Source organism: Mycobacterium sp., assembly GCF_032159565.1.
Taxonomy (GTDB): Bacteria; Actinomycetota; Actinomycetes; order Mycobacteriales; family Mycobacteriaceae; genus Mycobacterium.
Genome location: NZ_JAVHWR010000110.1, coordinates 14,558 through 40,413 on the forward strand (window position 1 = coordinate 14,558; position 25,856 = coordinate 40,413).

32 protein-coding genes are annotated in these 25,856 nt (G+C 66.4%); 17 read left to right on the forward strand and 15 right to left on the reverse strand.

Annotated features, from left to right (window positions below; genetic code table 11):
• Window positions 1–9 precede the first annotated feature (9 nt).
• On the forward strand, window positions 10–582 hold the full coding sequence (locus tag QOC76_RS13720; RefSeq protein WP_526357383.1) for a hypothetical protein: 573 nt from the start codon (window positions 10–12) through the stop codon (window positions 580–582).
• Here the strand turns inward: QOC76_RS13720 and QOC76_RS13725 are convergent.
• The gene (locus QOC76_RS13725) at window positions 516–1,160 is read right to left on the reverse strand and encodes an FMN-binding negative transcriptional regulator (protein WP_526357384.1); all 645 of its coding nucleotides are present in this window, start codon (window positions 1,158–1,160) and stop codon (window positions 516–518) included. The genes QOC76_RS13720 and QOC76_RS13725 overlap by 67 nt on opposite strands.
• Before the next feature lie 39 nt (window positions 1,161–1,199).
• On the opposite strand from QOC76_RS13725, the gene QOC76_RS13730 reads away from it, so the two are divergent.
• Window positions 1,200–1,514, forward strand: coding sequence for a hypothetical protein (locus tag QOC76_RS13730; protein ID WP_526357385.1), 315 nt, complete (start codon window positions 1,200–1,202; stop codon window positions 1,512–1,514).
• Between the two features lie 18 nt (window positions 1,515–1,532).
• Here the strand turns inward: QOC76_RS13730 and QOC76_RS13735 are convergent, their stop codons facing one another.
• Both QOC76_RS13735 and QOC76_RS13740 read right to left on the reverse strand, forming a co-directional pair.
• Complete coding sequence (locus QOC76_RS13735) at window positions 1,533–1,853, reverse strand: DUF222 domain-containing protein (protein ID WP_526357386.1); 321 nt, start codon at window positions 1,851–1,853, stop codon at window positions 1,533–1,535.
• A 31-nt stretch (window positions 1,854–1,884) separates the two neighbouring features.
• Entirely contained in the window at window positions 1,885–2,325 is a 441-nt protein-coding gene (locus tag QOC76_RS13740) for an RICIN domain-containing protein (RefSeq protein WP_526357387.1), read from the reverse strand.
• A 230-nt stretch (window positions 2,326–2,555) separates the two neighbouring features.
• Between QOC76_RS13740 and QOC76_RS13745 the strand changes: the two genes are divergently transcribed.
• Together QOC76_RS13745 and QOC76_RS13750 are read left to right on the forward strand one after the other, a co-directional pair.
• The gene (locus QOC76_RS13745; protein ID WP_526357388.1) at window positions 2,556–3,476 is read left to right on the forward strand and encodes a hypothetical protein; all 921 of its coding nucleotides are present in this window, start codon (window positions 2,556–2,558) and stop codon (window positions 3,474–3,476) included.
• A gap of 66 nt (window positions 3,477–3,542) precedes the next feature.
• On the forward strand, window positions 3,543–4,157 hold the full coding sequence (locus QOC76_RS13750) for an FHA domain-containing protein (RefSeq protein WP_526357389.1): 615 nt from the start codon (window positions 3,543–3,545) through the stop codon (window positions 4,155–4,157).
• A 53-nt stretch (window positions 4,158–4,210) separates the two neighbouring features.
• On the opposite strand, the gene QOC76_RS13755 is transcribed toward QOC76_RS13750, so the two are convergent.
• Window positions 4,211–7,222, reverse strand: a complete 3,012-nt coding sequence (locus QOC76_RS13755; protein ID WP_526357390.1) for a Kelch repeat-containing protein — start codon at window positions 7,220–7,222, stop codon at window positions 4,211–4,213.
• A gap of 130 nt (window positions 7,223–7,352) precedes the next feature.
• On the opposite strand from QOC76_RS13755, the gene QOC76_RS13760 reads away from it, so the two are divergent.
• The 4 genes from QOC76_RS13760 to mmpH all read left to right on the forward strand — a co-directional run bounded on the left by QOC76_RS13760 (window position 7,353) and on the right by mmpH (window position 11,044).
• On the forward strand, window positions 7,353–7,808 hold the full coding sequence (locus QOC76_RS13760) for a PPOX class F420-dependent oxidoreductase (protein ID WP_526357391.1): 456 nt from the start codon (window positions 7,353–7,355) through the stop codon (window positions 7,806–7,808).
• Between the two features lie 209 nt (window positions 7,809–8,017).
• A complete protein-coding gene (gene manT, locus QOC76_RS13765) occupies window positions 8,018–9,253 on the forward strand; it encodes an MMP alpha-(1->4)-mannosyltransferase (RefSeq protein WP_526357392.1) in 1,236 nt (411 codons plus the stop codon).
• Window positions 9,247–9,978: a class I SAM-dependent methyltransferase gene (locus QOC76_RS13770; RefSeq protein ID WP_526357393.1), complete on the forward strand. Its 732-nt coding sequence runs from the start codon at window positions 9,247–9,249 to the stop codon at window positions 9,976–9,978. Before manT ends, QOC76_RS13770 begins: the two co-directional genes overlap by 7 nt.
• On the forward strand, window positions 9,974–11,044 hold the full coding sequence (gene mmpH / locus QOC76_RS13775; protein WP_526357424.1) for an MMP endo-(1,4)-3-O-methyl-alpha-D-mannosidase: 1,071 nt from the start codon (window positions 9,974–9,976) through the stop codon (window positions 11,042–11,044). The genes QOC76_RS13770 and mmpH overlap by 5 nt, the downstream gene beginning before the upstream one ends.
• A 4-nt stretch (window positions 11,045–11,048) precedes the next feature.
• Here mmpH and QOC76_RS13780 read toward each other — a convergent pair whose 3' ends face one another.
• Window positions 11,049–11,720 (reverse strand): class I SAM-dependent methyltransferase, encoded by a 672-nt coding sequence (locus QOC76_RS13780; protein WP_526357394.1) that lies wholly within the window; start codon window positions 11,718–11,720, stop codon window positions 11,049–11,051.
• A 53-nt stretch (window positions 11,721–11,773) separates the two neighbouring features.
• On the opposite strand from QOC76_RS13780, the gene QOC76_RS13785 reads away from it, so the two are divergent.
• Complete coding sequence (locus QOC76_RS13785; protein WP_526357395.1) at window positions 11,774–12,343, forward strand: TetR/AcrR family transcriptional regulator; 570 nt, start codon at window positions 11,774–11,776, stop codon at window positions 12,341–12,343.
• Here the strand turns inward: QOC76_RS13785 and QOC76_RS13790 are convergent.
• Window positions 12,336–13,022: a TetR/AcrR family transcriptional regulator gene (locus QOC76_RS13790; RefSeq protein ID WP_526357396.1), complete on the reverse strand. Its 687-nt coding sequence runs from the start codon at window positions 13,020–13,022 to the stop codon at window positions 12,336–12,338. The two genes, QOC76_RS13785 and QOC76_RS13790, sit on opposite strands and share 8 nt — an antisense overlap.
• A gap of 114 nt (window positions 13,023–13,136) precedes the next feature.
• Here QOC76_RS13790 and QOC76_RS13795 point away from each other — a divergent pair, with 114 nt between their 5' ends.
• A complete protein-coding gene (locus QOC76_RS13795; protein ID WP_526357397.1) occupies window positions 13,137–14,474 on the forward strand; it encodes a cytochrome P450 in 1,338 nt (445 codons plus the stop codon).
• Window positions 14,475–14,603: 129 nt separating this feature from the next.
• Window positions 14,604–14,921: a DUF4442 domain-containing protein gene (locus tag QOC76_RS13800; protein WP_526357398.1), complete on the forward strand. Its 318-nt coding sequence runs from the start codon at window positions 14,604–14,606 to the stop codon at window positions 14,919–14,921.
• 35 nt (window positions 14,922–14,956) lie between these two features.
• On the opposite strand, the gene msrA is transcribed toward QOC76_RS13800, so the two are convergent.
• Both msrA and msrB read right to left on the reverse strand, forming a co-directional pair.
• Complete coding sequence (msrA, locus tag QOC76_RS13805) at window positions 14,957–15,499, reverse strand: peptide-methionine (S)-S-oxide reductase MsrA (RefSeq protein ID WP_526357399.1); 543 nt, start codon at window positions 15,497–15,499, stop codon at window positions 14,957–14,959.
• Window positions 15,496–15,957 carry a peptide-methionine (R)-S-oxide reductase MsrB gene (msrB, locus tag QOC76_RS13810; protein ID WP_526357400.1) on the reverse strand — a complete coding sequence of 154 codons (462 nt, stop codon included), beginning with the start codon at window positions 15,955–15,957 and terminating at the stop codon, window positions 15,496–15,498. Before msrB ends, msrA begins: the two co-directional genes overlap by 4 nt.
• A gap of 62 nt (window positions 15,958–16,019) precedes the next feature.
• On the opposite strand from msrB, the gene QOC76_RS13815 reads away from it, so the two are divergent.
• The 4 genes from QOC76_RS13815 to QOC76_RS13830 all read left to right on the forward strand — a co-directional run bounded on the left by QOC76_RS13815 (window position 16,020) and on the right by QOC76_RS13830 (window position 19,076).
• Window positions 16,020–16,424 carry a hypothetical protein gene (locus tag QOC76_RS13815; protein WP_526357401.1) on the forward strand — a complete coding sequence of 135 codons (405 nt, stop codon included), beginning with the start codon at window positions 16,020–16,022 and terminating at the stop codon, window positions 16,422–16,424.
• A 43-nt stretch (window positions 16,425–16,467) separates the two neighbouring features.
• The gene (locus tag QOC76_RS13820) at window positions 16,468–16,968 is read left to right on the forward strand and encodes a nuclear transport factor 2 family protein (RefSeq protein ID WP_526357402.1); all 501 of its coding nucleotides are present in this window, start codon (window positions 16,468–16,470) and stop codon (window positions 16,966–16,968) included.
• Window positions 16,965–18,194 carry an NAD-dependent epimerase/dehydratase family protein gene (locus QOC76_RS13825; protein ID WP_526357403.1) on the forward strand — a complete coding sequence of 410 codons (1,230 nt, stop codon included), beginning with the start codon at window positions 16,965–16,967 and terminating at the stop codon, window positions 18,192–18,194. Before QOC76_RS13820 ends, QOC76_RS13825 begins: the two co-directional genes overlap by 4 nt.
• Window positions 18,195–18,302: 108 nt before the next feature.
• Window positions 18,303–19,076, forward strand: coding sequence for a class I SAM-dependent methyltransferase (locus QOC76_RS13830; RefSeq protein ID WP_526357425.1), 774 nt, complete (start codon window positions 18,303–18,305; stop codon window positions 19,074–19,076).
• Here QOC76_RS13830 and QOC76_RS13835 read toward each other — a convergent pair.
• Window positions 19,064–19,534, reverse strand: a complete 471-nt coding sequence (locus tag QOC76_RS13835; protein ID WP_526357404.1) for a DUF4262 domain-containing protein — start codon at window positions 19,532–19,534, stop codon at window positions 19,064–19,066. The two genes, QOC76_RS13830 and QOC76_RS13835, sit on opposite strands and share 13 nt — an antisense overlap.
• 32 nt (window positions 19,535–19,566) lie before the next feature.
• Between QOC76_RS13835 and QOC76_RS13840 the strand changes: the two genes are divergently transcribed.
• Window positions 19,567–20,982 (forward strand): NAD(P)/FAD-dependent oxidoreductase, encoded by a 1,416-nt coding sequence (locus QOC76_RS13840; protein ID WP_526357405.1) that lies wholly within the window; start codon window positions 19,567–19,569, stop codon window positions 20,980–20,982.
• On the opposite strand, the gene QOC76_RS13845 is transcribed toward QOC76_RS13840, so the two are convergent.
• Complete coding sequence (locus QOC76_RS13845) at window positions 20,979–21,449, reverse strand: SRPBCC family protein (protein ID WP_526357406.1); 471 nt, start codon at window positions 21,447–21,449, stop codon at window positions 20,979–20,981. The two genes, QOC76_RS13840 and QOC76_RS13845, sit on opposite strands and share 4 nt — an antisense overlap.
• A 94-nt stretch (window positions 21,450–21,543) precedes the next feature.
• Here QOC76_RS13845 and QOC76_RS13850 point away from each other — a divergent pair, with 94 nt between their 5' ends.
• The gene (locus QOC76_RS13850) at window positions 21,544–21,921 is read left to right on the forward strand and encodes a DUF427 domain-containing protein (RefSeq protein WP_526357407.1); all 378 of its coding nucleotides are present in this window, start codon (window positions 21,544–21,546) and stop codon (window positions 21,919–21,921) included.
• Here QOC76_RS13850 and QOC76_RS13855 read toward each other — a convergent pair.
• Genes QOC76_RS13855 through QOC76_RS13875 form a run of 5 tightly spaced genes read right to left on the reverse strand, consistent with a single transcriptional unit; the run spans window position 21,918 to window position 25,855 of the window.
• Window positions 21,918–22,925 (reverse strand): DUF5914 domain-containing protein, encoded by a 1,008-nt coding sequence (locus QOC76_RS13855; protein WP_526357408.1) that lies wholly within the window; start codon window positions 22,923–22,925, stop codon window positions 21,918–21,920. The genes QOC76_RS13850 and QOC76_RS13855 overlap by 4 nt on opposite strands.
• Window positions 22,922–24,448, reverse strand: a complete 1,527-nt coding sequence (locus QOC76_RS13860) for an FAD-dependent oxidoreductase (RefSeq protein ID WP_526357409.1) — start codon at window positions 24,446–24,448, stop codon at window positions 22,922–22,924. The genes QOC76_RS13855 and QOC76_RS13860 overlap by 4 nt, the downstream gene beginning before the upstream one ends.
• Window positions 24,445–25,182 (reverse strand): class I SAM-dependent methyltransferase, encoded by a 738-nt coding sequence (locus tag QOC76_RS13865; protein WP_526357410.1) that lies wholly within the window; start codon window positions 25,180–25,182, stop codon window positions 24,445–24,447. The genes QOC76_RS13860 and QOC76_RS13865 overlap by 4 nt, the downstream gene beginning before the upstream one ends.
• Entirely contained in the window at window positions 25,179–25,511 is a 333-nt protein-coding gene (locus tag QOC76_RS13870) for a lycopene cyclase domain-containing protein (protein ID WP_526357411.1), read from the reverse strand. Before QOC76_RS13870 ends, QOC76_RS13865 begins: the two co-directional genes overlap by 4 nt.
• Window positions 25,508–25,855, reverse strand: coding sequence for a lycopene cyclase domain-containing protein (locus QOC76_RS13875; RefSeq protein ID WP_526357412.1), 348 nt, complete (start codon window positions 25,853–25,855; stop codon window positions 25,508–25,510). Before QOC76_RS13875 ends, QOC76_RS13870 begins: the two co-directional genes overlap by 4 nt.
• Window position 25,856 lies beyond the last annotated feature (1 nt).

Below are 25,856 nucleotides of genomic sequence, written 5' to 3' on the forward strand. Positions count from 1 at the left end.
TAGGTGGATATGAAGATCGAAGGTCTGCGGTTACGGCAGCGCGACTCCACCACGTGCGGTCCCAGCATCGCGGTGGTGGCCGGCGCGCTCGTCGACCCGGCCTACCGCAAGGCGTTGACCGGCTCACCGCACAGCCCGCACACGCGAGGAGCAGTCAAAGCCTGGTTCGACGACGAGCAGCTTCGGATCCACACCGAGGTGAACCGCGTCTGGCCGCGCATGCTCGGGACCACCCCGATGGGGATCGCCCGTGCGCTCACCACGCGCACGGAGGTGCGAGGCGTCAGATACCGGTGGCGGTTGTTCCGCGGACGACGCGATCGGCTGACCGACGTGTTGCATCACGTCGGGGCGGACTGGCCGGTCGCGATGCTCGTCGGCCGAATCATTCCGAGGCACTGGGTGCTGATCGTCGGCGTCAGCGGGGACACCTTGTCGTGTTACGAGCCGTCGTCCGGGGAGCTACGGCCCGCGTCCCTGGATGCGGTGCGGCGCTCGCGCCTGACGGGAGTGGGCTACCCGCGGCCGTTCGCGTTCGTGTTGCCCTCCTCGAAGGCGGCCACCCGGTCGGCGACGAGCTGATCCTGCGGTGCGTCGGACTCCCGCAGGCCGGCGATGACACCGGCGCGATTCGAGTCCGGCTGATTCTGCGACATCTTCGCCTTGCCTTCGACTTTCGCGATAGCGAGCTCGACTCCGACGATTCCGCGCAGTTGTGACTGCGTATACGACTCGGGCGCGTCGGTCACCTGCCACGGCTCGGGTCGGGCCGCCTCGTGGCGGTTGGTCAGCTTGGTGACGAGGTCGAGCAACCAGTCGGCATCGTCGTGGATGACCAGGCGCCCGTAGACATTGAGGATCTCGTAGTTCCACGTGGGAACGACCTTGCCGGTGTCCGTCTTCGTCGCATAGAAACTGGGCGAAATGTAGGCGTGCGGGCCTGCGAAGATCGCAACCGACTCGGCGCCCTCGGCGTGCCAGTGCGGGTTGGCCCGGGAGACATGGCCGACGAGCGAGTGGGCGCTCGCGTCGTACATCAGCGGCAGCGGTGTCACCAACAGTCCCGAGGGGCCGTGGCTGACGAGTTGCGCGAACTCGACCGCCGCGAGCGCCGCTGCGGTGTGCTCGTCGGTCAGCGCGAACTTGCGCGGTATGTACATCGGATTCCAGCTTAGCCGTTTCGAACGTATGATCGAACGGTGGGCGAGCTCCAGTCCATCGGCTACAACGGCCAACCCGTGCAACAAGCCTTCCGGCCGGTCGAACCGCCGATGGCCGTCCTCCTCGACCTCGCTGCACTGTTCCCGCGCGAGCCGCACAGCCGCGGCGGCTACAACCCCGCCGGCTTGCAGATGCACGCGGTCGTCGAGGGCAGGCTGACCTGCTGGGGCATCTGCGAACAGGGTTATTGGTGGGGTCTGGTCACCTATGCCATCGCCTACGGCCCCAAGCGGCGATCGGTCACGCACTGGGTGCCGGCGTGGGTGTTGAAGCGCCAGCCCGAGCGGGGCTGACTAACGTGCGGGCTTGAGCTAGGCCGACGGCCTGTCCGCACCGGGCGAGTAGATCGCCGACGCGACCCGCCGCTCGGCTTCAGCCCGGGATATCCGCAGCCGCCGCGATAAGACCTCGGACCACGAGGCGCCCCCGAACCGGGGAGGCGGGGCTTGCGTGATCAGCCGGCCGAGCAGCAGACGGTCGAAGGCCACCAGCTCCTTGCCCAGCTCGTCGACCTGCTGCAGGAGCTCTATCCGTTCCGACCACGTCAAGGCGTGCAGCGGCATGCCGAGCAGCCTGTTCTGGCCGGCCTTGATGACGTCCAGTGCGGTGCTGATGTCGTCTTTCGAACTCATGGCTCGAACAGTAGTTCGAGCCACCGACAAGTTACGGATCGCCGATCCGCCAGGTCTGCTCAGTGTCGCCCAGCGGCCGCGTGACCACGCGGAAGTCCCCATGGACAGTGGCCTCGAGGAAGCGGCCGCTGCTCGCCTGCTGAACCGTGACGAAGCCACCCCCGAGGTCCTGGATGTACCAGCGCTGTCTGTCGTTGCGCTGCCGCGGGCGCGTGACCACGCGGAAGTCCAGACCTGATGTCTCGTGTGCGTCGAGGAAGCGGCCGCTGCTGACCTGCTGGATGGTGCACAGACCACCTCCCAGATCGGTCACCCGCCAATGCTGGGTGCCGTCGAAGCCCTGAAACGGCGTGGTGACGACCTGGAAGTCCCTATGCGACATGTCGTGAGCATCGAGGAACCGTAGACCGCCGCCCTGCAACCGAAGGATCCGGGTGTTCGCCCTGGTCGTCACCGGCATAGCGATGGACATCGTCGGTCCCTTTCCAGGAGCGGATATCAGACACCGGCAACGCTATGAACTCGCCGGCCCCATGCCACGAGTGGTGAACTACCTGACCTGTCGGCCTGGAGTACTTACCTGGCGGACAGCAAACCCGCCCCTTCGGCCGGCTGAAATCTGACCGACCAGCGATTCCGCGCATCCGTCCTGATCACGACTATGAATGAGTCCCTCAGCACCGACACGACATCAAGAATCTCATGTTCGCTACAGATCAAACAGTGCGGCTGCGTCCCGGCGATCTGCCGGTGAAGCCGCTGCCGGCCCCGGTCATCGGCAACGAGGCCAAGACGACGCGGCTGCGCCCGGTCGATCTGCCCGTCATCGGCACTGTCGCCAACACGGTGCGCCAGCGCTATGCCAACCTAAGCGCCCTCGATACCGGGCGGCCCACCAAGTGGGATATCGCCCGGATGGCGCTGGTCCTCGTGCTGGCGTCCATACCGATCCTGGGGATCTCGGCGGACGTGTCCGGCCTGATCTCGCAGGGCACCACGTCGATCGTCGTCATCGTGCTATTGGCTGTGTACGCGACGCTCGTCGTGTTCGCGCCGCACCGGACCGACGTGATCGTCGGGCGCGGTTTGATCGCGGGCATGGTGGCCTGCATCGTCTACGACGGGGCCCGGCTGTTCGCCGTGCACGTCCTCGGATTGATGGGCGACTTCATACCGGTGATGGGGTCGTTCGTCACCGGCGAACCGGACACCGCGGGCAGTGCGGCGGTCGGCTACGTGTGGCGCTACATCGGTGATGCAGGCGGGTTGGGGGTCGCCTTCTTCGTCGTCGCGTTCGCACTGGGCATCGACCGATGGTCGAAGGTCAAGGCGGTCCTGGCCTCGGTCGCCTTCGCCGTCTTCCCCACTTGGGCCGGGCTGATGGCCACAGTCGCGCTACTGCCCCGTGGCCAGGAGATGATGTTTGAGCTGAACCCCGCCACGGTGACGATCACCCTTCTCGGGCATCTTATCTTCGGGCTGGTTCTGGGGCTGGCGTTCCTGAAGGCGCCGCGCGGCCGTGGCCGCAGTGAGTGGCCGTGGACCCCCGTCCTGCAAACCAAGACGGTCCGGCGGTTCACCCCCGCCGCGTGGCGACCCACCCATCGCACGCCGCGTGCGTGATCGACGGGCGCGTTAGACACCACAGACCTCGTGTCTGGGTGAGAATGACCCGGACAGGAGGTCGACATGTCTTCCCATCTGGAGGTGTCGAAGCCGTCGGGGCGGGACATGATCCCGCTCAGCGGCCAGCGAGTGACCCTCGGTAAGGCTTCGACGAACGACATTTCGCTCGATCACGACGACACCGTCTCGCGGCTGCACGCGGTCTTCGAAAATCTCGGGTTCGCGTGGTCGATAAGGGATCTGGGCAGTCGCAACGGCACCTTTCTCAACGGAGAACGGATCTCCGCAGAACGGGTCCTGCGCTCCAAGGATGAGGTGCGCGTCGGCAAGACCAAACTGATCTTCTGGGAGGTCAGGGACTCCGGCGAAGGACCGCGCGACGAGGAGACCAGAGCCGCTCAGCCCTCGGAACTCCCGCCGCGGCTGACCAGGCGCGAGGTCGACGTGCTGGTGGTGCTGTGCCGCCCCCTTGTCTCCGATGACCCGTTCCCCGAGCCGGCCTCGGTGCGCCGGATGGCCGGCGAGCTGTTCGTGACCGAGGCAGCCGTCAAACAGCATCTGCAGAATCTCTACGACAAGTTCGCCATCCCCACCGAGGGCGACCGCCGCGTCCGTCTGGCCAATGAGGCGCTGCGCCGCGGGGCGGTGACGATCGCTCAGCTGCGTGACGGCAGCTAGGCAGGATGGCCGGTCTCCTCAACGCGGCTCGTAGCCGCTTGATCGTCGCCCGGCTAGGTGAAGTCGAGCGCCTCGACGGTCGCGACGGCACTTTCGTGGGTGGGGCGGTCGGCGCCGCCGATGCAGTACACGGTCGAGCCGGCGGCAGCAACCACTTCGCCGTGGACGGGAGTGTTGATCGGCGCCAGTGTCGCCCATTTCCGGGTGGCGATGTCGTACATCTCGACCGTCGCCAGCACCCGCGTCGGTTCCTCACCTCCGGCGACGACGATGCGGCCGTCGATGTAGGCGGCGCCGTAGCTCCCGCGGGGAGTCGGCATGTCCGGAAGGCTTTCCCAGTTTCCCGAGGCGGGATCGAATCGTTGGAAAGCCGCCGAATTCTCGTCCGCGGACAGATTCCGCCCGCCGACGGTGTACACATAGACGCCGTCGGAGACCGCGGCCACGTGTTCGCGCGGGGTCGGCATCCCGGGCGCCTCGGTCCAGGAGTCTCCGTCGAACACCTCGGTCTGTTTGACGAGTTGCTTGTCGTTCTGCCCGCCGACGACCACGAGTTTGTCGCCTGCGACTGCGGCCGCCGCCGCAGCCCGAGCCTGCAGCAGGTCAGGAAGATCCGCCCACTTTCCATCGCGGAATGCGAAGACCTTGTTCGATGCGTCTGCGAGGTTGTCGCTGGTGCCACCGATGACCACCATTTCACCGCGATAGTTCGCCGCCGTCGCGTGATGCAGGGGAATCGGCAGTGAAGGTCGCGGCTGCCACGCCCCCGTCTTGGTGTTGTAGCTCTCCACGGTCGAAAGCGTCTCGCCGTGCCGCATACCGCCCGCGATCCAGATCTCGTCGCCCAGCACGGCCCACGCCATCATCAACCGCTCGGTCGGCGCATCCGGTAGCACCCGCCATTGGGGTGCCGGCTGTGGTTTGCGCGGTGCCAGCTTCAGCGATTCGGCCGACGACGTGATCTGCGAATCACCGGCGCCGTTGGCTCCACCGATCGCATAGATGGTCCTCCCGACACCTGCCACCGCCATGCCATGGCGCGCAATCGCCAAGTCCGGCAACCCATTCCACGACTGCGTGGCGAGATCGAGTGCGACCACGCTCTTGAGGACCCGGCCCTGCGACATGCCGCCGGCCACCACCAGCCGTCCGTCTGCACTTGCCACCCCGAAGTCGCTACGCCGGCCTGGGAGTTCGGGCAGGCTCGCCCACGTGTCCGTTGCCGGGTCGTAGGTCTCCACCGTCGCCAAATCGGAGGTTCCGTTCGCGCCCCCGAGGGCGTAGACCAGCTTGCCGTCTGACGCCGAGCCGAGCATCTGCCGTGGGGTGGGCAGGGGCGCGCCGAGTTTCCAGGAGGTGCCGTCGAAGATCTCGGTGGTGTTCAACAGTTCTCCATCTGCGCCCACCCCACCGGTGACGATCAAACGGTCGCCGACGACGGCGGCCGTCGCTGCCGCCCGGGGCTGCAGAAGAGGTGACAGCTCCGTCCAGCGGCTGTTCACGACGCGCCACACTTTGTCGGTCGGGACTTTCGAATTCGTGCCGTCGGTGCGCCAGCCGCCGAGTACCACCGGGGTGTCCTGCCATGTCACCGACATCGCATGCTGGACGGGAACGGGCAGGTCTTCACCGCTCTTCCAACTGTCGATGGCCGGGTCGTAGCCTTCGTGTCGGCCACTTACCCGGCCCTCTGGGTCCATGCCGCCGAAGACCCATATGGTGCCATCGGCCTGGGTGGCGGCCACACCGTCGCGGGCGACGCGGGCATCCGCGATCGGCTCCCAGGTCGGCTGCGCTTCGACGGCCGGTTGACTCGGAGCGGGTCGGGCACCGCCGTTGTCGCGCTTCGATGTGACGATGTAGATGCCGCCGGCCACCAGGATCAGCGCGGCCAGTGCGGCCGCCGACGCGATCAGGATTCTTTTGCGATTGTTCTTCGACTCGGGTTTGACCGTCGTGGTTCGGGGATCAGCGGAATCGGCAGCCTGGACCGGCGCCCATTTGAGGCTGGACTGACTGACCGACGCGGTGTGGGCGAACATGTCCGGCGTCGGCGGCGGCATGGAACCGGTCGATCCGCCGGCCGGGATGGAACGTTCCCCGGGCAGGCCGATCGCACCGGAGGACTCCGGCAACGGCAGCGCCTGTGTGCCGCCCGTCTGCTCCGGATGATCGCTGGGTTCACTCAACGCCATCTGATCCGGTGTCAGGCCGTTGTGCCGCTGCGCGAACTGCAGTTCGCGGCCGAAGTCAGCTACCGACGCGTAACGATCGGCCGGCTCCCGCGACAGGGCCTTCTCGATCGCAGCGCACACATCGGTCGGAATCCCCTGCGGACGCAGGTCGGGCACCGGCGTCGAAGTGATCCGCATGTAGTGCGCGATGAGATCCTCGTCGGCCTTGCGCTCATGCGGCGGACTACCTGCGATCAGCGCGTAGAGCGTTGCGCCGAGGGAATACACGTCGGCCGCGACCGTCGGCGAGTTCCCGGCGAGCACCTCCGGCGCGGTGTAGGACAGGGTTCCGGTGAAGAATCCGGTCACGGTCTTGTACCCACCGGCGATGCGGGCGGTGCCGAAGTCGCTCAATTGCGGTTCGCCGTAATCGTTTACGAGTACGTTCGCGGGCTTGATATCGCGGTGCAGTGTGCCGGTCCGGTGCGCAGTTTCCAGCGCCCCGCACAGTTTTACTCCGATGCGCAGTGTGTCGGGCCACGCGACGCGCCCTTCTCGGCGCACCCGGTCAGCGAGGGAACCCATGGTGCTCAACGGCATCACGATGAACGGCCGGTTGCTTTCGGTCATTCCGACTTGAAGGATGTTCGCGATGTTGGGGTGGCCGGAAAGCGCTCCCATCGCGTAGCCCTCACGCAGAAAGCGCTCCCGGTCGTCCTCGTCGAGACCAGAGGCGAGCACCTTGATCGCGACGCTGCGGCCGAGGGATTTCTGGTAGCAGCGGTAGACGACGCCCCCGCCGCCGCGACCGACCTCGACGGCGTCGGTGAACCCGGCGGCTGCCAACTCGGCAGCTACCCCGCCCGATTGCGGGGGAGAGCCTTCCGCCATGGTTCCGACCGTCCTCCGGTTGGGATGGGAGTGATTCGTAGGCTGTAACGGTACCGAGCAAACTGCAGTTCAACGTGGGATTCGCGCTCGTGGGCGGGGGGCAATCGATGGTTCTGGCTAGGCTGGTCGAGTGGCCAGAAAATATGCCACCGCAGATGCCGTCGGCCTACCCGAACTGCTCGAGTTCGTCCGCCCGCGACATCACATGGTGCTCACGACGTTTCGCGCCGACGGGTCGCTGCAGAGCTCGCCAGTGACCGGCGGTGTCGACGAACACGGGCGCATCGTCATCGCCAGTTACCCTCAGCGGGCGAAGTCGGCGAACATCCGTCGCACGCCGCGCGCGAGCGTGACGGTGATGTCGGACGAATTCAACGGCCCCTATGTCCAGGTCGACGGCGACGCCGAGGTGATCGACCTGCCCGATGCCGTCGAGCCGCTGGTCGACTACTTCCGGTCGATATCCGGCGAACATTCGGACTGGGACGAATACCGGCAGGCGATGGTCGACCAGGGCAAGTGCCTGATCCGCGTCACTCCGCGACGCTGGGGTCCGGTCTCCACGGGTGGCTTTCCGCGGCCCTAGCGAGTCGGGCTGGGCGCGCCGGTCGGCCGTGACTGTGGTAGTCAGGCAGGGTGGCCGCGTTGCGTCAGATAGACTGTCAAACTATAGTCTGGACACATGTCCAGTAGCCTGCCGCCGTCTCGGGCCGCAGGTCAAGAGGGTAAGCAGGCTGTTTGTCGACTCCTCGCGCAAGCGCTCGTCGGCCCTGAAGTCCGGAGAGTGAACTGAGTATGCGCGTTGCCCTGCTGTCTTACCGGAGCAAGACGCACTGCGGTGGACAGGGCGTCTACGTCCGCCATTTGAGCCGGGGGCTCGTCGAGCTAGGCCACGACGTCGAAGTCTTCTCGGGTCAGCCCTACCCGGGCGGCCTCGACCCGCGGGTCCGGCTCACCAAGGTGCCCAGCCTCGACCTCTACCGCGAGCCTGACCCGTTCCGCATCCCGTGGCCGAACGAGATCAAGACCAGGATCGACCTGCTGGAGCTGTTGACGACGTGGACGGCCGGCTTCCCGGAGCCGCGGACGTTCAGCCTGCGTGCGGCACGGGTGCTGGCCCGGCGCCTGGCCGACTTCGACGTCGTGCACGACAACCAGTGCCTCGGCTCAGGCCTGCTGAAGATCGCCGACCTGGGGCTGCCGGTGGTGGCCACGGTGCATCATCCGATCACCCGCGACCGGGTCCTCGACGTCGCCGCCGCGCGGTGGTGGCGCAAGCCGCTGGTGCGCCGCTGGTACGGCTTCGCCGAGATGCAGAAGGATGTCGCGCGCCGGATTCCCGAGCTGCTGACCGTGTCGTCCACCTCCGCCGCCGATATTGCCGAGGACTTCGCTGTGTCGTCCGACCAACTGCATGTCGTTCCGCTCGGAGTCGACACCGCACTGTTCAAGCCCGCCGAGAAACGGGTGCGCAACCGCGTCATCGCGATCGCGAGCGCCGACGTCCCGCTCAAGGGCGTGAGTCATCTTCTGCACGCGGTGGCACGGCTTCGCGTGGAGCGCGACCTCGAGCTGCAGCTGGTCGCCAAGTTGGAGCCGAACGGCCCGACCGAGAAGTTGATCGCCGAACTCGGCATCTCCGACATCGTGCACAGCTCCAGCGGTCTGTCGGACTCCGAGCTCGCAGACCTGTTAGCGTCTGCCGAAGTAGCTTGTATCCCTTCCCTTTACGAGGGCTTCTCACTGCCCGCAGTCGAGGCGATGGCCAGTGGCACGCCGATCGTTGCGAGTCGGGCCGGTGCGCTGCCCGAGGTGGTCGGCTCCGATGGTGAGTGTGCACGGCTGGTCACCCCCGCCGACGTCGACGAGCTCACCGACGTTCTCGGCGAACTGCTCGACTCGCCGCTGGAACGGCGTCGACTCGGCGCGAACGGCCGCCAGCGCGCGCTCGACGTGTTCAGCTGGGAATCCGTTGCGGCACAAACGGTTGCGGTGTACGAGATGGCGATGGCGAGGGTCGCACAGTGCTGACGGTCGACTACGACCGGTTGGGAGTCGGCGCGGGCACGAAGGTGATCGACGTCGGCTGTGGTGCGGGTCGCCATTCGTTCGAGGCGTTCCGGCGCGGAGCGGACGTGGTCGCCTTCGATCAGAACGCGTCCGACCTCAACGACGTCGACGAGATCCTGCAGGCGATGAAGGAGCAGGGCCAAGTGCCCGCGCCGGCCAAGGCCGAGGTGGTCAAGGGGGACGCACTCGACCTGCCTTACGACGACGGCACATTCGACTGCGTCATCGCTTCGGAGATCCTCGAGCATGTCACCGAGGACGACAGGGTGATCTCGGAACTGGTTCGCATTCTCAAGCCGGGCGGCGCGCTCGCGATCACCGTGCCGCGGTGGCTGCCCGAACGGGTGTGCTGGGCGCTGTCGGATGAGTACCACGCCAACGAGGGCGGGCACATCAGGATCTACCGCGCCGACGCGCTGCGCGACAAGGTCATCCGCCACGGATTGCGGTTGACCCATACCCATCATGCGCATGCGCTGCACTCGCCGTTCTGGTGGCTGAAATGCGCTGTCGGAACATCGAAGTCGGATCATCCCGCGGTGGCGGCCTACCACAAGCTGCTGGTGTGGGACATGGTCAGCCAGCCGTGGCTGACGCGCACCGCCGAGTCGCTGCTGAACCCGCTGATCGGCAAGAGCGTGGCGTTGTACTTCCGCAAGCCGGAGGTGCCCGTTGTTTCGGATTGACAAGCCTGACGTCCCCGCGGTGCCGGGCGTCCTGACACCTGGGCAGTGCAGGCAGACCGCGCAGTCGATCGCGAACTCCCAGGAGTCCTCCGGCGCCATCCCCTGGTCGGACGGCGGGCACACCGATCCGTGGGATCACGTCGAGAACGCGATGGCGCTGACGGTCGCGAGCCTGCTGGAACCCGCACGCGCAGCGTTCGATTGGTGCCGCGCCACCCAGCGGGCCGACGGATCGTGGCCGATCCAAATGCGCAACGGCATCGTCGAGGACGCCAACAGCGACAGCAACTTCTGCGCCTATATCGCCACCGGAGTCTGGCACCACGTGTTGAGCACCGGCGACCGGCGATTCGCCGAGGACATGTGGCCGGTTGTCGTCAAGGCCGTCGACTTCGTCCTCGACCTGCAGCGGCCGAGCGGCGAAATCGTCTGGGCCCGTAGTGAATCCGGACCGGAACCGGACGCGCTGCTTACCGGATGCGCAAGCATCTACCACAGCCTGCGGTGCGCGCTGGCCCTGGCGGATTACTTCGACGACCCGCAGCCCGAGTGGGAGGTCGCCGTCGGCCAGCTCGGCCATGCGATCGCCCACCACTCAGATCTGTTCGTCTGCAAGGACCGCTGGTCGATGGAGTGGTACTACCCGGTGCTCGGCGGCGCCCTGCGTGGTGCGGCCGCCCGGACCCGCATCGACGAGCGGTGGGACGATTTCGTCGTTCCGGGTCTCGGAATCCGTTGTGTGGACGACCGGCCGTGGGTGACCGGCGCCGAAACTTGCGAGCTGGTCCTGGCTTTGGACGCGATCGGCCAGAACGCCCGCGCCCGCGAGCAGTTCGCGGCCATGCATCATCTGCGCGAGGAGGACGGCTCCTACTGGACCGGGCTTGTCTTCGCCGACGGCAAGCGCTGGCCCGAGGAACGCACGACGTGGACGGGCGGTGCCATGATTCTCGCCGCGGATGCGTTGTCGCGCACCACGGCTGCCAACGGCATCTTCCGCGGCGCGCATCTGCCGCGCGGCCTGGTCGGCGAATTCGACTGCGAGTGCGCGACCAGCGGTCGCTGAGAACTCAGAGCGGCTCGCCCGGTGTGCCGGAGACGCGCTCCAACACCCTCATCGAGCCGGTAGCGGACACTTCGCGGAAGGCGCCGGTGGCGAGGGCCCGCTGGTAGATGTGGAACGGCGCCTGGCCCCCGTCGTCGGGGTCGGGGAAGACGTCGTGAATGACCAACGCGCCGCCGACGTCGACCCATCTGGCCCAGCCGTCGAAGTCGCGTTGTGCGGCCTCCTCGGTGTGTCCGCCGTCAATGAACAAGAACCGCAAGGGCGTTCGCCAGCCACGGGCCACGATGACCGACTTGCCCACGATGGTGACGACGTGCTCGTCGAGGTCGGCGGAGTCTAGTGCGCGACGCAGCGACGGCAGCGTGTCGAATCGTCCGGTGACCGGGTCGACCAGTGAGGTGTCGTGGTACTCCCAACCGGGCTGGTGCTCTTCGGAACCATGATGGTGATCGACGGTGTACAGCACACCGCCGCTCTGTTGCGCCGCGGCGCCTAGCATCAGCGTCGATTTGCCGCAGTAGGTTCCGATCTCGACGCCGATGCCGTCGCCGAGATAGCGGACCGCGGTGTCATAGAGCCTGCGACCTTCGTCGGCGGGCATGAAGCCGGTGACCTGATCGGCGAGTGCGAACAGCCGCGCGGCAGGCGCGGGGAGTGCTGTGTCGGTGTTGCTCATCGCGTCCAACTTACCGTTGCTGGTGAAGGGTGGTTGTAGTAGCGTCCGGACACGTGTCCGAGCCGGTCCTGGAGTCGACCCGGCGCCGTCTGACCGCCAAGCAGGCCGACACCGTCGACCGCCTGGGCAGGGCCGCGGTGCAGATCCTGACCAGAGATGGCTTCGCAGGCTTGACCGTCCGACGCGTAGCAGCCGAGGCCGGTGTCGGGGCCGCGACGGCGTACACCTATTTCTCGTCCAAGGAGCATCTCGTCGCCGAGGTGTTCTGGCGCAGGCTGGCCGCGGCCCCCCCGGCGGCGCACGAGTCCGACGATGTGGCGGGCCATGTCATCGGCGTGCTCCGCCACATCGCGTTGCTCGTCGCCGACGAACCCGAGTTCGCCGGTGCGGTGACCACTGCGCTGCTGGGACGGGATCCAGATGTCGAGGTGCTGCGGCTGCGGATCGGGCGCGACATCCACGACCGGCTGCTGGCCGCGCTCGGCTCCGACCGCGATCCGGACGTGATCGAGTCGCTCGAGCTGTTGTACGCGGGCGCACTCGTGCGGGCCGGAATGGGATACGGGACCTACGCCGACATCGCCGACAGGCTGGAGAAGTCCGCGCGGCTAATGCTCAGTTGATCCCCGAGTCGTCCCCAGCCCTCTGGGCGTGGGCCCATCGCTCGTGCCCGCCGGACGTTGAAGCAGCCAGCCCCAGGATGGCGGTCGAGGCTGTCACCGCTGCGTCGGTGATTCCGTGCACGTCGAGGCCGTCCTCCACATGCAGCGCTGTCAGTTCCCGCAACCCGCCCACGATGATCAGTGCCAACGGCCGCGTGACCGGCGGTAGGTCGGCACGCCGGAAGCCGGGGCTGTCACTGAGATCGACCAGCATGTCCGTGAAGGCGGTCATCGCCATGCGGTGCAAGGGCTGCGCCACCGAGCCGAGCGCAGGCGCTTCGCGGATCCACGTCAGCGTGATGGCTGGCCGGGATGCGATGTGGTCGACATAGGCGACGACGGCCTGCAGTATCTGGTCGTGCCATTCGGCTTCCGGATCCACGGAGTCACGGATCCTGTGGATCATCTCCTCGTTGTTGGTCCGCAGCAGATCGATGAAACAGTCCTCCTTGCTGGAGAACTCACCGTAGAAAGTGCGCTTCGAGGTGCGGGCGTGCCGGACGATGTCGGCGACCGTGGTGTCGCGGTAACCGCGCTCTTTTATGGATGCGTCGAGACCGTCGAGCAACCGGCGGCGGAACGGGCTGCCCGTAGCGTCGGCGACGACGGGCTGCATGTCGTCAGTGACGGTCACGGCCATCAATCCTTCTCCAAACTCACGATGGAAGCTTGTCACACAACGGTACCGCAGAGTACCGTCTGACAGAACGCAGCGGTACGAGGCAGTACCACAGACTGGTTGGAGTGATGGGGCATGACCGAGACGGACTCTGTCGACGCACAGGCGCTGAGCGGTGAAACCCCTGAACTGCCGCCTGCAGTTCGGCTGCCGAAGGCGATTCAGGGGCTGACTTTTACGCTGTCGCGACGGTGGACGATCACTCGAGCGGTACGCCATCACGGGCCCATCGTCACGCTGAACGTTCCGTTGTTCGGCCGGCTGGTGGTCGTTGCCGACCCGCAGCTGGCGAAGGAACTGTTCACCGCGAATCCGGACGACGTCGGTAACATTCAGCCGAATCTCAGCAGAGTGCTCGGATCCGGTTCGGTGTTCGCCCTCGACGGAGCCGAGCACCGCAAGCGCCGGCGACTGCTGACCCCGCCGTTCCATGGCAGGAGCATCAAGAACTACGAGAAGATCTTCGAGGAGGAGACGCTACGCGAAACGGCCAATTGGCCGGAGGAACAGGCATTTCCAACTCTCGAACCAATGATGCGTATTACGCTCAACGCGATTCTGCGTGCGGTTTTCGGCGCCGAGGGTGACCAGCTGGACGAGTTGCGCCGAATCATTCCGCCGTGGGTCACGCTGGGGTCTCGCCTGGCTCTGTTGCCCGCACCCTCGCGCACCTACGGCCGGTTCAGCCCGTGGGGAAGGCTGGCCGATTATCGGCGGCGCTACGACGAAGTTATCGACCGGCTCATCCAACAGCTCAGCGCCGGCCCGAATTTCGAGACGCGAGAGGACATCTTGTCCTTGTTGCTGCGTAGCACATATGAGGATGGCTCATCGATGTCCCCGCGCGATATCGCCGATGAGTTGTTGACTCTGCTCGCGGCTGGCCATGAAACCACCGCGTCGACCATGGGCTGGATCTTCGAGCGGATCAGCAGGCATCCGACGGTGTTGGAAAGGTTGGTCGCCGAGGCCGACACCGACGAGAACCAGTATCGGCAAGCGACCATTCTCGAAACGCAACGCGTTCGGACGGTCATCGACTTCGCTCCCCGTCGCGTCTACGCAACGGACTTCACGCTGGGCGACTGGACGATCCCACAGGGATATTCAGTGGTAGCCAGTCTTGTTCAGATGCATGAGTCGGCAGATGCTTTCCCCGACCCGGAGCGGTTCGACCCGGACCGGTTCTACGGCAAGCGTCCGCCGTCACTCTCATGGATTCCGTACGGTGGCGGTACGCGGCGCTGCGTCGGTGCGGTGTTCGCGAATGTGGAGATGGATGTGGTGCTTCGAACCGTATTGCGCCACTTCACCATCGACACGACGACCGCACCAGACGAAGTGGTGCACTCCCGGGGCGTTGCATATACGCCCAAGGACGGCGGCCGAGTGGTGATGAGACGTCGCACGTAGTCTCGAAGGCTGTGACGAGCCTTAGCGAGATGATGAACGGCGCGATGGAGCAGATGATTCCACCGGCGCACAAGATGGGTATCAAGGTGATCGAGGCGGGCCCGAGGGCACGCCGTCGCCTCGGTACCGATGGCGGGCAACGGCAACCACTTTGGCGTCGTCTATGCCGGTGTGCAGTTCACCGTCGCAGAAATATTGGGCGGCGTCATCGCGCTGGCGACCTTCGACCCCGCCAAGTACTACCCGTTGGTGAAGAACGTCGACATCAAGTTCACCGGCATGGCGCGCACCGACCTACGGGCCGAGACCAGCCTCGACAAGGATGAGATCGCGCGGGTCGGGGCCGAGGTGGCCGAAAAGGGGAAAGGCCGACTTCATCCTCGACGCTGTGGTCAAAGACGATGCCGGCCAAACCGTTTCGGTAACCCACGGGCTTCAAAGGAATAGGGTGTTTCCCTATTCCTGGGAGCCAGCTGTGAGCGTTAGGCCTCTTGCGTTGCCCGCTCGCCCGGTTCCGCTCCTCGCGTGCGCGGCGGAAGCTTCCAGTCCGGCCGCGGGAAGTGGCAGGTGTAGCCCCACGGCAGGCGCTCGAGATAGTCCTGATGCTCGGGCTCGGCCTCCCAGAAGTCGCTCGCCGGAGTGACTTCCGTGACGACCTTGCCGGGCCACAGCCCTGACGCTTCGACGTCGGCGATGGTGTCCAGCGCGACGCCCTTCTGCTCGTCGTCGGTGTAGAAGATCGCCGAGCGATAGCTGGTGCCGACGTCGTTGCCCTGGCGGTTCCTCGTCGACGGATCATGGATCTGGAAGAAGAACTCCAGCAGCGCCCGGTAGTCGGTCTGCTCGGGGTCGTAGGTGATCTCGATCGCCTCGGCGTGCCCGGGATGGTTGCGATATGTGGCGTTGGCGTTCTCGCCACCGGTGTAGCCGACCCGGGTCGAGACCACGCCGGGCTGCTTGCGGATCAAGTCCTGCATGCCCCAAAAGCAGCCGCCTGCCAGGATCGCCTTCTCGTAATCGCTCATGCCTGCGCTTCCTCCGTCGTGAACAGCTTCTTGTATGTTCCGTAACCCTCGGCCTCGAGATCGTCGAGATGGATGAACCGCAGCGAAGCCGAGTTGATGCAGTAGCGCAACCCGCCGTCGACCTTCGGTCCGTCGGTGAATACGTGGCCGAGGTGGCTGTCGCCATGCGCGGAGCGCACCTCCGTGCGGATCATCAGGTGCGAGAAGTCGCGCTTCTCGACCACGTTGCCGGTGTCGATCGGTTTGGTGAAACTCGGCCAACCGCTGCCGCTCTCGAACTTGTCGACAGAGGCGAACAGCGGCTCGCCCGAAACCACGTCGACGTAGATGCCGGGCTCGTGGTTGTCCCAGTATTCGCCCGTGAACGGCCGCTCTGTGCCGCTCTTCTGTGTGACGTAGTACTGCTCCGGTGACAATGCACCGACCGCTTCGGGATTCTTGTGATAGTTGCTTTTCATGGCGCTTCTACAACGGTATACGGCGGTCGGTTAATCCAGGTCAGAACCGTTACCGTGAACACATGCGGGTAGCGACGGCGACGGTTATGACGGCCCTTGTCCTGACGGCGGGCGGCGTTCCGGTGGCTGCCGCGGAGGCGACTGCACCGCCCGAGGTGCCCGCGGGAGGCCGCATGGTGTTCAAGGACAATCCCGCCATCGTGGACCCGCATCGTGCGGTGATCGAGTCCTGGAGCCGTGCGATCGCCGAGAACGCGGTGGCGGTGAACTTCGCGTCAGGAACGCCGGAGTGCTCCGGCGTGCACGCCACCGTGGTTGAAACGGCCGACACCGTCACCGTGGATCTGCAGGGCGGGACCCTGCCGGAGGCTTTCGGCCGGATGTGCATCATGCTCGCCGTGTTCGGCACGCTCGAGGTGCCGCTGCAGTCGCCGCTCGGCGATCGCCAAGTGCTCAGCGCCTCGTGAGCATGCTCGACAAAACCCAGTAGAACGTGTTCTAGTTTGTCCCGTGACGAGCAAGGTGTTCACGCGCGACGAGCTGGCAGAGGCGTTCGCGAAATTCGAGCAGACCGTCGACCGGGCCGCCCGAACCCGGGACTGGGATCCGTGGGTTGAGCAGTATGCGCCCGACATCGTCTACGTCGAGCACGCGGCGGGCACCATGCTCGGTCGAGAAGAGGTCCGCAAGTGGATCTGGCAGACCATGGAGACCTTTCCCGGCAGCTACATGACGCACTTTCCGTCGCTCTGGTCTGTCGTCGACGAGCCGACCGGACGGATCATCTGTGAACTGGACAACCCGATGCGCGATCCCGGAGACGGCACGATCATCAGCGCGACCAACATCTCGATCATCACCTATGCCGGTGACGGACTGTGGCGGCGCCAGGAGGACATCTACAACCCGCTGCGGTTCGTGTCGACCACGGTGAAGTGGTGCCGCAAGGCTGAAGAGCTCGGCACGCTGCCCGCCGAGGCCCGCGCCTGGATGAAGCAGTTCGCGCGATGACCGTCCTGGTCATCGGCGCCAACGGCTTTCTCGGCAGCCACGTCACCCGCCAACTCGTCAGCGACCGCGAGGACGTCCGGGTGATGGTGCGCGACGGCGCCAACACCATCGGCATCGATGACCTGAAGACGACCCGGTTCGTCGGGGATATCTGGAACAACGACGCACTGCGCGAGGCGATGACGGGTGTCGACGTCGTCTACTACTGCGTCGTGGATACCCGTGGCTGGCTCAGGGATCCGGCGCCGCTGTTCAACACCAACGTGGAAGGCACCCGCAACGTGCTGGAGGTCGCGAACGACATCCAGAAAGACGGGGCCCTACGGCGCTTCGTCTTCACCAGCAGTTATGTGACGGTCGGCCGGAAGCGCGGTCGCGTGGCCACCGAAGACGATGAGATCGTCGACGGAGGCGAAACGTCGCCGACCAATCGGCTCCGAGGCGGATCGTCGGCGACCAATCGGCTCCGAGGCGGATCGTCGGCGACCAATCGGCTCCGAGGCGAAACGTCGCCGACCAATCGGCTCCGCGGCGAAACGTCGCCGACCAATCGGCTCCGAGGCGAAACGTCGCCGACCAATCGGCTCCGCGGCGAAACGTCGCCGACCCATCGGCTCCGCGGCCTCACGCCGTATGTGCGGTCGCGGGTGCAGGCCGAGGAACTCGTGCTGCGGTATGCGCGCGAGCACGGGCTGCCCGCGATCGCGATGTGCGTGTCGACCACCTACGGCGGCGGCGACTGGGGCCGGACGCCGCACGGGGCGATCATCGCGGGCGCGGCGTTCGGCAAGCTGCCGTTCGTCATGGATCGCATAGAGCTAGAGGCCGTCGGTGTCGACGACGCCGCCCGCGCGCTCATTCTGGCCGCTGAGAAAGGCCGCGTCGGTGAGCGATACCTCATCTCGGAGAAGATGATCACCAATGCTGAGGTGGCCCGCATAGCGGCGGAGGCCGCGGGCATGGCACCGCCGGGCAAGAGGATTCCGCTCGCCATGTCATACGCGCTGGCCGCCATGGGGACCGCGAAGGCGCGGCTGCGCGGCACCGACGAGCAGCTGTCGTTGGCGTCGTTGCGCCTGATGCGTGCGGAGGCGCCGGTCGACTGTGCCAAGGCCCGGCGCGAATTGGGTTGGCGGCCAAGGCCGGTGGAGGAGTCGATCCGCGAGGCTGCGCTGTTCTGGGTGAACCTTCGAAACACCAAACGCAAGAGCAAGCAGGCCGGCTGAACGACGCGCGGCCTGCCGTTCAGGTTCTCGGCGTGAGGTGGCGGCAGGACTAGCCTCTGGGGCGTGGCGGAGAAACTGCACGTCGATCTGTCCGGAGCGCCGCAGACCATGTTGGCGACGTTCTATGCCAAGGCGCTGGACGCCGACTTCGAGAAGCCGATCCTCGGCGACCGGTGGGCCAAAGACATCGTCGACCGCATCGACTACGACTGGTCCAAGACGACGATCACGGCACGAAACTCGCCGTCGGTCACCACTCGTTCGGCGCACTTCGACAACTGGGCACGCCAATTTCTCGCGGTGCATCCCGAGGCGGTCGTGCTGCATCTGGGTTGCGGCCTGGACAGCCGCTACTACCGGCTCGACCCCGGGCCGGGTGTCGAGTGGTACGACGTCGACTATCCCGACGTCGCGGACCTGCGTGTGCAGTTGTTCCCGCCCCGCGAACACTGCCACGTCGTCGCGACGTCCGTGACGGACCCGGCCTGGCTTTCCGCCGTTCCCGCCGATCGGCCGACGCTGATGATCGGCGAGGGGTTGACCATGTACCTGACCGAGGCGGACGGGATCGCGCTGCTGCGCCGGGTCGTCGACCATTCGCCATCGGGTGAGTTGCAGTTCGATGCGTTCAGCCGGTTCGGGATCAAGACGCAATGGATCAACGCCGTGGTGAAGCGGGCGGGCGCGACGCTGCATTGGGGCATCGACGGTCCAGACGACATCCGACAGGCGGTGCCCGGATTGCGACTGCTGCAGTGGGTCTCACCGTTCGACTCGCCGACCTTCGCTGATGTGTCGCTTCCTTACCGGGTCATGGCCAGGACGATGTCGTTGTCGTCGAAGCTGCGCTACATGGCGCATTACCACCGCTACGCATTCTGAGGACCCCGCTTTCCGAGCACGGGTTGGCTGCCGCGGCCGGAGTCGAAGCCGGGGCACCATGGCGAATGCCCGTGCTCGTCACGCCAAACTGCCTGTAGCGCTTGCACATCGGGACCGTAGAGAGCGATCGCGAAATTGAGGTGCGCGTCGGGCTGTCCGACCTTGACGAACTCCAGCTGCACTTCCCCGGCTATTTCCATGGTGTCGCCAGGCTTGGGTTGTACTTCTCGGATGGCGTAGTCGGCAACCGCGTTCAGTAGCCGCGCGGCCTCTTCGGGAGATACGCCGGTGACGAGGTATTCGGCGAAGCCGCGCTTGTGCAGACCGATCGTGTAGGCGAACGGCTTCTTGTCGTCTTCGACGTACTGCACTGCCCATTTACATTTGCGGATGGTCTTGCGTAATTCGACGAGGTAGTCGGCGGTGGTTGCGCCGGGGTGATCGCATTGCCAGCACATGGCGTGTCCTTTTCGTAGTACTTGCCGCCACCATGCGCTGGGGGTCTGACACGCGACGGACCTGTCACAATCACTCGGTGCCTTTGATCAACGGCCACGTATCCAACTGGTATGACGAACTACCCGCCTGCCGGCCCGCGCTGCCGGGCGATCGCAACGCCGACGTCTGCATCGTCGGGGCCGGCTACACGGGGCTCTGGACGGCGTACTACCTCAAACGTGCGGACCCATCGCTGCGGATAGCGATCCTCGAGGCTCGGTTCGCAGGGTTCGGGGCGTCGGGTCGCAACGGTGGCTGGTTGTCGGGCCTGGTTCCCGGCGACCGCCACCGGATGGCCACGCAGCACGGCCGTGACGGCGTGGTGGCCTGGCAGCGGGCACTGAACGACTCCGTCGACGAGGTGATCGACGTCGCGGCACGCGAAGGCATCGACGCGGGCATCGTCAAGGGCGGCACGCTGCAGATCGCCCGCAACTCCGCGCAGGCCGCACGGCTGGCCGCAGAGGCCGAAGAGGAGCTCAGCTGGAAAGTCGACGGCATCGCGGTGCTCACGAAAGCCGAAGCGGCCGATCGCATTCGATTCGCTCATGTGGTCGCGGCCTATCACAATCCGCACTGTGCCCGCATCCAACCCGCCCAGCTCGCCCGCGGGCTTGCCGGCACCGTGGCCCAACTCGGCGTGGACATCTACGAGCAGTCACCGGTCACCGCGATCGACTCCGGCAGGGCGGTGACGCCGCACGGCACAGTCACCGCACCGATCGTGCTGCGGGCGACCGAGGGCTTCACCGCCAGGCTGCCGGGACTGCGCCGGCGCTGGTTGCCGATGAACAGTTCGATGATCGCCACCGAGCCGATCCCCGATGCCCGGTGGGACGACATCGGCTGGCGAGGCCGCGAGACCGTCGGCGACAGTGCGCACGGATTCTTCTACGCGCAGCGCACCGTCGACAACCGCATCGCGATCGGCGGCCGCAGCGTGCCTTACCGCTACGCATCACGCATCGACAAGGACGGGCGCGTTCCCGAACGCACGATCGCGCACCTGACCGAGACGCTGCGCGCGGTGCTGCCGCAGATCCGTGACGTGCCGATCGCGCATGGCTGGTGTGGCGTGCTGGCAGTGCCCCGCGACTGGTCGGCAGGCGTTGCACTCGACAAGACCACCGGACTGGGCTCGGCCGGAGGATATGTCGGCCACGGTGTCACCGCGACGAACCTCGCTGGCCGGACCCTCGCCGATTTGGTGCTCGAGCAGCGGACTCCTCTGACCGAGCTGCCGTGGGTCGGCCATCAATCGCCGAACTGGGAGCCCGAGCCGCTGCGCTGGCTGGGCGTGCGCAGCATGTATCTCGCATACAAGGCGGCGGACTGGCATGAGAGTCGTGGTCGATCGACGACCTCACCGATCGCCGTCGTCGCCGACAAGATCGCCGGACGCCCCTAGCCGGCTTCGGCCTTCTCCTTGAGCCGCTGCAGGGTCAGCTTCATGTGGCCGTCGTTCGCGGTGCCTCGGTCGGTCACACCTGTGGCGAGACCGCCCGCCTTCGCCATCCAGGGCGGCCGGCGATCCCAGGTCTGCTCCGTGACTCGACATCCTTTGCCCTCGGCCGTGATGTCGTAACGCCAGTGCGCGACCGGCGCGCCGAAGTAGTGGACATCGAACGCGAACGCGCGGCCGGGATCGGCGTCGGTGACGGTGCACGTCGTCGTCCAGCGCCGAAAACCGTTGCGGTTGGTGCCCTTGAACACCGCTCCGGGGGTCGCCTCGTCGCCGCTGCGCCACCTCATCCCCGCTGACTCCGGGGCGAGCGACGCCAGCGTCGGCAGGTCGGTGATCAACGCGTAAACCTTGGTGGGGTCCGCATCGATGGTGATGTCCGCCGCGACGGAGGCGGCTCCGCGATCAGTCATTCGGCGATGTTAACGGCGGACGAGGAAGAAAACGCGCGTCTCGACAGGTTGCGACTATGGAGATGGGCAATCCCATTCGTCAGGAGAGACAGCCATGACCGAGAAACCCGTTCGCGAGCCCGGCGCCGACCACCCGATCACCGTCGCACCCACAGGTAAGCATGTCACCGTGCGGGTGAACGGCGAGGTCGTTGCGGAGAGCGACAGCGCGCTGACCCTGCAGGAGTCGACGTATCCGGCCGTTCAGTACATCCCGATCGGCGACGTCGTGCAAACCGCGCTGACGTCGAGCGACACCACGACGTACTGCCCATACAAGGGCGACGCCAGCTACTACCACGTGACGACCGGGTCCGGCGATACCGTCGACGACGCGATCTGGACGTACGTACAGCCGTACCCGGCGGTCGCGGGCATCGCCGGTCATGTCGCGTTCTATCCCGACAAGGCCGACATTTCGGTCGCCGCCTAACCGCGGGTGCGCACCCGATAGCGCCGTTCGGCGTAGGCGAGGTCGTCGCGCCACAGTCTGGCCGCCGCCTGCCGCATGAAGGGCGCGATCAGCCGTCGTGCGCGCAGGGCATGCCCGAAGCCGGGGCGATCGGAGTGCGCGATGACCGCCTCGATCACCGCACTGAGCGGGAGCCCGTCGGGTCCCGGCCCGACCGGTGTGGCGTGCGTTTCGACGACGCTGCCTGCGCCCTCGCCGTCGATGATGCGCATCACGATGGTGCGTGGCCCCGGGGCGGCGAACTCAGCGACGACCGGCACGCCGAACCGGCCGATGTGGAACGTCACCGGCACCAGGAAGCGGTCCTGCTCCTGCGGTAGGTCGGCGTCCACCGGCGGGGCGGACAACACGTCGAGGTGGGCGAACGAGTATGGGTGATACCAGCCGCCGTGCCACGGATCCAGCCGGTTGGCGATGATGTCGCTGGGTTCACAGGTGCCCACCAGCCGGGTGACGGCGTGCATGCTCGCACCGTGGGGCCTGACCGGCACCACCGGAGCTTCGGTCGGTTGCTCGCCGCCGATGCGATCGAGCCGGACCCACGCCAGCACCCCGTCGTCGTGAGCCGGGTACGGTTTCCAGCCGAATTCGCGGCCACCTTCGAGGCGCAGTCCGTGCCACGGGCAGATGAGCGCGCCGCGATCCACCGTGCCCGTCGCCAGGTCCGCGCCGAGGTGCGGGCATGTCGCAGGCCCGACGTGAAGGGTGCTGTCGGTGTCGCGCCACGCCACGATCTCGAGCCCGCCGACCGATGTGCCGAACGGGCGGTTGCGGATCGCGTCGCTGGCGGCGAACGCAAACCAGTTGCCGCTGAGTCGGCGCTGCGATCGCTGCAGCGCGGCGTCGATGATGGCCGGCTCGGCATCTTTGAAGGTGGGTCGCTGGCTCGCCCACTGTTCGCGCTGAAGCACCCTGAAGGGCGACGTCTTCGCCCATTTCGTTTTCAGACCGGTGAACACGCTCATCGCACCAGCTGTTTATCCCGCTGCGCCAGCCGCCGCAGAGCGCCCGACCGGCCCTGCACCGGCACGGTGTGCAGGACATGGCCCGCCAGCCCGTAATGGCCGAGCAGGTGGTTCGCCGCCGACCAGCCGGTCGTTGCGGCGCGTTCCATCAGTGCGACGGGCAGGTCTATCCGAATGCCGTCACCGGCCAGCATGACGCCGCGATGCGGAGTCGTGACGGTCGGCCGCGTGGCGTGATCGCCTGGTGCGAACCGCGGGCAGTCGCTGCGGCACAGCACCCTTTCATGAAGGATCTCGGCATCCCGGATCTCCGGGTAGAGCTCGTACAGTCGGGCGCGCATGCGGTCGCCGAGGCCCTCGCGCGGTCCGGTCACCGCGTAAGAATGCAGTTCGACGACCGAACCGGAGGTGCGCCGGGACCACGCCGTCGCTTCCCGCTCGTAGCGTTCGAGCACACTGACATTGTCCAGCGGGGGGCGGCCGCCTGTCCCGAGAAACGGTGCGCGATCTGCATCTACGAGCCGATCCAGCCACAGCCGCTGCACCACGAACGGCGGCGCGACTCCCATCGCCGCGACCCGCGCCCGCCATGCGTCGTCTCCGAGCGAAGGCGACCCGACGACGATGCGCTGCAGGCTCGCCACATCGGTGGCCAAAACCACTCCGTCGCAGTCGAAGTCCGTGCCGGAATCGGGATGCACACGCAGGCCCGGGTCGGTGCTCACCGCCGTGACCGATACACCGGTGTGGAACCGCGCGCCGCGCGACTCCAGATACGCGCGCAACGGATTCCACAGCGCGACATCGAAGTTGGCATTCGCCACGTCGAAGATCAGGCCCTCGCTGGAGCCGAGGAAGTAGATGTGGAACATGGTGGCGAGCTCGGCGGCGGACAGCGCGCCCGGTTCGGCGAAGAAGCTGCGCGAGAACACTTCGAACGCGAGATGGCGGGCGGCCGCGGGAAAGTTGATGGCGCGCAGGAAGGCGTCCGCGTCGAGGTGGTCGAGCCGCTGGTAGATATCCGGTACCGACACCGCTGCCAACGGCGCGGCGGCGCGGGCGTTGAGCCGGGCCAGATCCCGCAGCCGGAACGTCGGGCTGCGCAAGGCGAACGCCAACGCGTTCAGCGGCGGCTTCTGCGGCAGGCCGCGGAACGTGTCGCGCCTACCCTGCCCGTCGACCAGTGGGTAGTCCTCGACGGCGGTGAGCATCCCCAGACCGGAGTCGATGCGGCGCAACATGTCCCGCAGGTTGTAGTACTGGCGGAAGAATGCGTGAAAGCCGCGGTTCATCGGCAGGTCGGTGCCGTCCTGGGCCTTGTCGGTCCACCCGCCGACGCGGCCGCCGAGGTAGGGCTCGCGCTCGACGACGTCGACGGTCACGCCGCGCTCGATCAGCCCGGTAGCCGCCGCCAGCCCGGCGATGCCGCCGCCCACCACGACGACGTGCGGCGTGCTGCCCAACGAACCGGCATCGGGCAGACCGGGCGCCGCGGGATGACTGGCGCGACGGGGGTCGGTCATGCGGGCGCCTCTGCGAGGAATGTGTGCACGATGTTGCGCTGCCAACCCGGCACCGTCTCGCTACGCGCACTCGTGAAGCCGTTGTCCCGCAGCCGGTTCAGGAAGGCGTCCGCGCCATCGAATTCGTTGACGCTGCGCCGCAGGTAGCGGTAGAGGCCGGCATCCCCGCTGCGCAGCTTGCCCATCGGGATGATGATGGTGGCGCATACCGCGTTCCACATGGCCGTCGCGACCCGGGAGTCGCGGACCGAGTACTCGTGCACCGCAAGCGTCGCCCCTGGCCGCAACAGCGCCAGAAACTCCCGCAACTGAGCGTCGGGGTCCTCGAGGTTGCGCAGCAGGTACGCCGCGAAGATGCCGTCGAAGGGCCCCTCGACACCGGCTTCGGCGATGTCCTCGATGCGGCTGTGCACGAATCGCACGGATGCGGGCCAGTCTTTGGCGGCGGCCTCGGCCAGCATTCCCGACGAGGCGTCGACGGCCACGATGTCGGCCTGCGGGGCCACCGACAGCAGGGCCGCAGTGGACGCACCGGTGCCGCAGCCCGCGTCGAGCAGCCGTAGTCCCTTGCCGCCGTTGACAAGACGCATCCGCTCGGCGGATATCCGAAGGTGGCGGTGATAGCCGGGGTTGGCGTCGACCAGGCCGTCGTAGGCCGCCGCGCCCGCGTCGAACGCGGCGGGCACCTCTGTTTTCTGTGCTCCTCGCGTCCGCGAAGATTTACGGTTCGTCATTTGGCACTCCCTGCCTTGCTATCGCGTAGCCGCTGACGTTCCCACAGCAGCAGCACCCCGGTCACCAGGGCGAAGCCGAACAGGAAATCCTCGACGGGAATGTCGAAGGGAACCCTGATGCCGCTGGTGTGGCTGTCGTCGTAGATGACGATCGGGGCGGACAATTTGGTGAGCCAGCCGTCGACGGGTATCTGGAAGCCGAACACGATCACCATCGAGATCCAGTAGGCAGGGCGGCGGAAAAGGCCGGTGTGGAGCAGGCCGAACTCCAATGCGCACACCGCGATCACCGCCAGCACGGCCGGCAACGTGTAACCGAGTCCCGTCACGTCGACTGCTCCGATCGGGCGCGTCTCTTCTTCTGCAGGTACGTCAGGATGGTGTCGACGGCGTTGTAGGTGAACAGCCCGCAGAGCGGGATCACGATGAAGAACAGGAGTTCTTCGACGGGGATGTCGGCGGGCAGCTCGATGCCGCTGACGTAACGCGGGTTGTATGTCCAGATGTGCGCGGCGATCGCCACGGCGTCCCACACCACGAATACGACCGCAACGGGCAGTATGGCGAAGGCGGCGCGTCTCGCCTGCCGGTAGACGCCTTCACCGAATAGCTCCAGCGGCGCGGTGATGAGCAGGCAGGCGCCCAGCACGATCAGATACTGCCAGCGGTCCATG

Bases quoted from the DNA above. Each gene is read 5' to 3' on its own strand.
- QOC76_RS13745 (WP_526357388.1), top strand. From the start codon at position 2,556: ATGTTCGCTACAGATCAAACAGTGCGGCTGCGTCCCGGCGATCTGCCG.
- QOC76_RS13835 (WP_526357404.1), bottom strand. From the start codon at position 19,534: ATGTGCTGGCAATGCGATCACCCCGGCGCAACCACCGCCGACTACCTC.
- QOC76_RS13840 (WP_526357405.1), top strand. From the start codon at position 19,567: ATGCGCTGGGGGTCTGACACGCGACGGACCTGTCACAATCACTCGGTG.
- QOC76_RS13830 (WP_526357425.1), top strand. From the start codon at position 18,303: ATGTTGGCGACGTTCTATGCCAAGGCGCTGGACGCCGACTTCGAGAAG.
- manT (WP_526357392.1), top strand. From the start codon at position 8,018: ATGCGCGTTGCCCTGCTGTCTTACCGGAGCAAGACGCACTGCGGTGGA.
- QOC76_RS13795 (WP_526357397.1), top strand. From the start codon at position 13,137: ATGACCGAGACGGACTCTGTCGACGCACAGGCGCTGAGCGGTGAAACC.
- QOC76_RS13875 (WP_526357412.1), bottom strand. From the start codon at position 25,855: ATGGACCGCTGGCAGTATCTGATCGTGCTGGGCGCCTGCCTGCTCATC.
- msrA (WP_526357399.1), bottom strand. From the start codon at position 15,499: ATGAGCGATTACGAGAAGGCGATCCTGGCAGGCGGCTGCTTTTGGGGC.
- QOC76_RS13740 (WP_526357387.1), bottom strand. From the start codon at position 2,325: ATGTCCATCGCTATGCCGGTGACGACCAGGGCGAACACCCGGATCCTT.
- QOC76_RS13790 (WP_526357396.1), bottom strand. From the start codon at position 13,022: ATGGCCGTGACCGTCACTGACGACATGCAGCCCGTCGTCGCCGACGCT.
- QOC76_RS13750 (WP_526357389.1), top strand. From the start codon at position 3,543: ATGTCTTCCCATCTGGAGGTGTCGAAGCCGTCGGGGCGGGACATGATC.
- QOC76_RS13725 (WP_526357384.1), bottom strand. From the start codon at position 1,160: ATGTACATACCGCGCAAGTTCGCGCTGACCGACGAGCACACCGCAGCG.
- msrB (WP_526357400.1), bottom strand. From the start codon at position 15,957: ATGAAAAGCAACTATCACAAGAATCCCGAAGCGGTCGGTGCATTGTCA.
- QOC76_RS13855 (WP_526357408.1), bottom strand. From the start codon at position 22,925: ATGAGCGTGTTCACCGGTCTGAAAACGAAATGGGCGAAGACGTCGCCC.
- QOC76_RS13865 (WP_526357410.1), bottom strand. From the start codon at position 25,182: ATGACGAACCGTAAATCTTCGCGGACGCGAGGAGCACAGAAAACAGAG.
- QOC76_RS13815 (WP_526357401.1), top strand. From the start codon at position 16,020: ATGCGGGTAGCGACGGCGACGGTTATGACGGCCCTTGTCCTGACGGCG.
- QOC76_RS13860 (WP_526357409.1), bottom strand. From the start codon at position 24,448: ATGACCGACCCCCGTCGCGCCAGTCATCCCGCGGCGCCCGGTCTGCCC.
- QOC76_RS13735 (WP_526357386.1), bottom strand. From the start codon at position 1,853: ATGAGTTCGAAAGACGACATCAGCACCGCACTGGACGTCATCAAGGCC.
- QOC76_RS13755 (WP_526357390.1), bottom strand. From the start codon at position 7,222: ATGGCGGAAGGCTCTCCCCCGCAATCGGGCGGGGTAGCTGCCGAGTTG.
- QOC76_RS13720 (WP_526357383.1), top strand. From the start codon at position 10: ATGAAGATCGAAGGTCTGCGGTTACGGCAGCGCGACTCCACCACGTGC.
- QOC76_RS13845 (WP_526357406.1), bottom strand. From the start codon at position 21,449: ATGACTGATCGCGGAGCCGCCTCCGTCGCGGCGGACATCACCATCGAT.
- QOC76_RS13825 (WP_526357403.1), top strand. From the start codon at position 16,965: ATGACCGTCCTGGTCATCGGCGCCAACGGCTTTCTCGGCAGCCACGTC.
- QOC76_RS13780 (WP_526357394.1), bottom strand. From the start codon at position 11,720: ATGAGCAACACCGACACAGCACTCCCCGCGCCTGCCGCGCGGCTGTTC.
- QOC76_RS13800 (WP_526357398.1), top strand. From the start codon at position 14,604: ATGGCGGGCAACGGCAACCACTTTGGCGTCGTCTATGCCGGTGTGCAG.
- QOC76_RS13850 (WP_526357407.1), top strand. From the start codon at position 21,544: ATGACCGAGAAACCCGTTCGCGAGCCCGGCGCCGACCACCCGATCACC.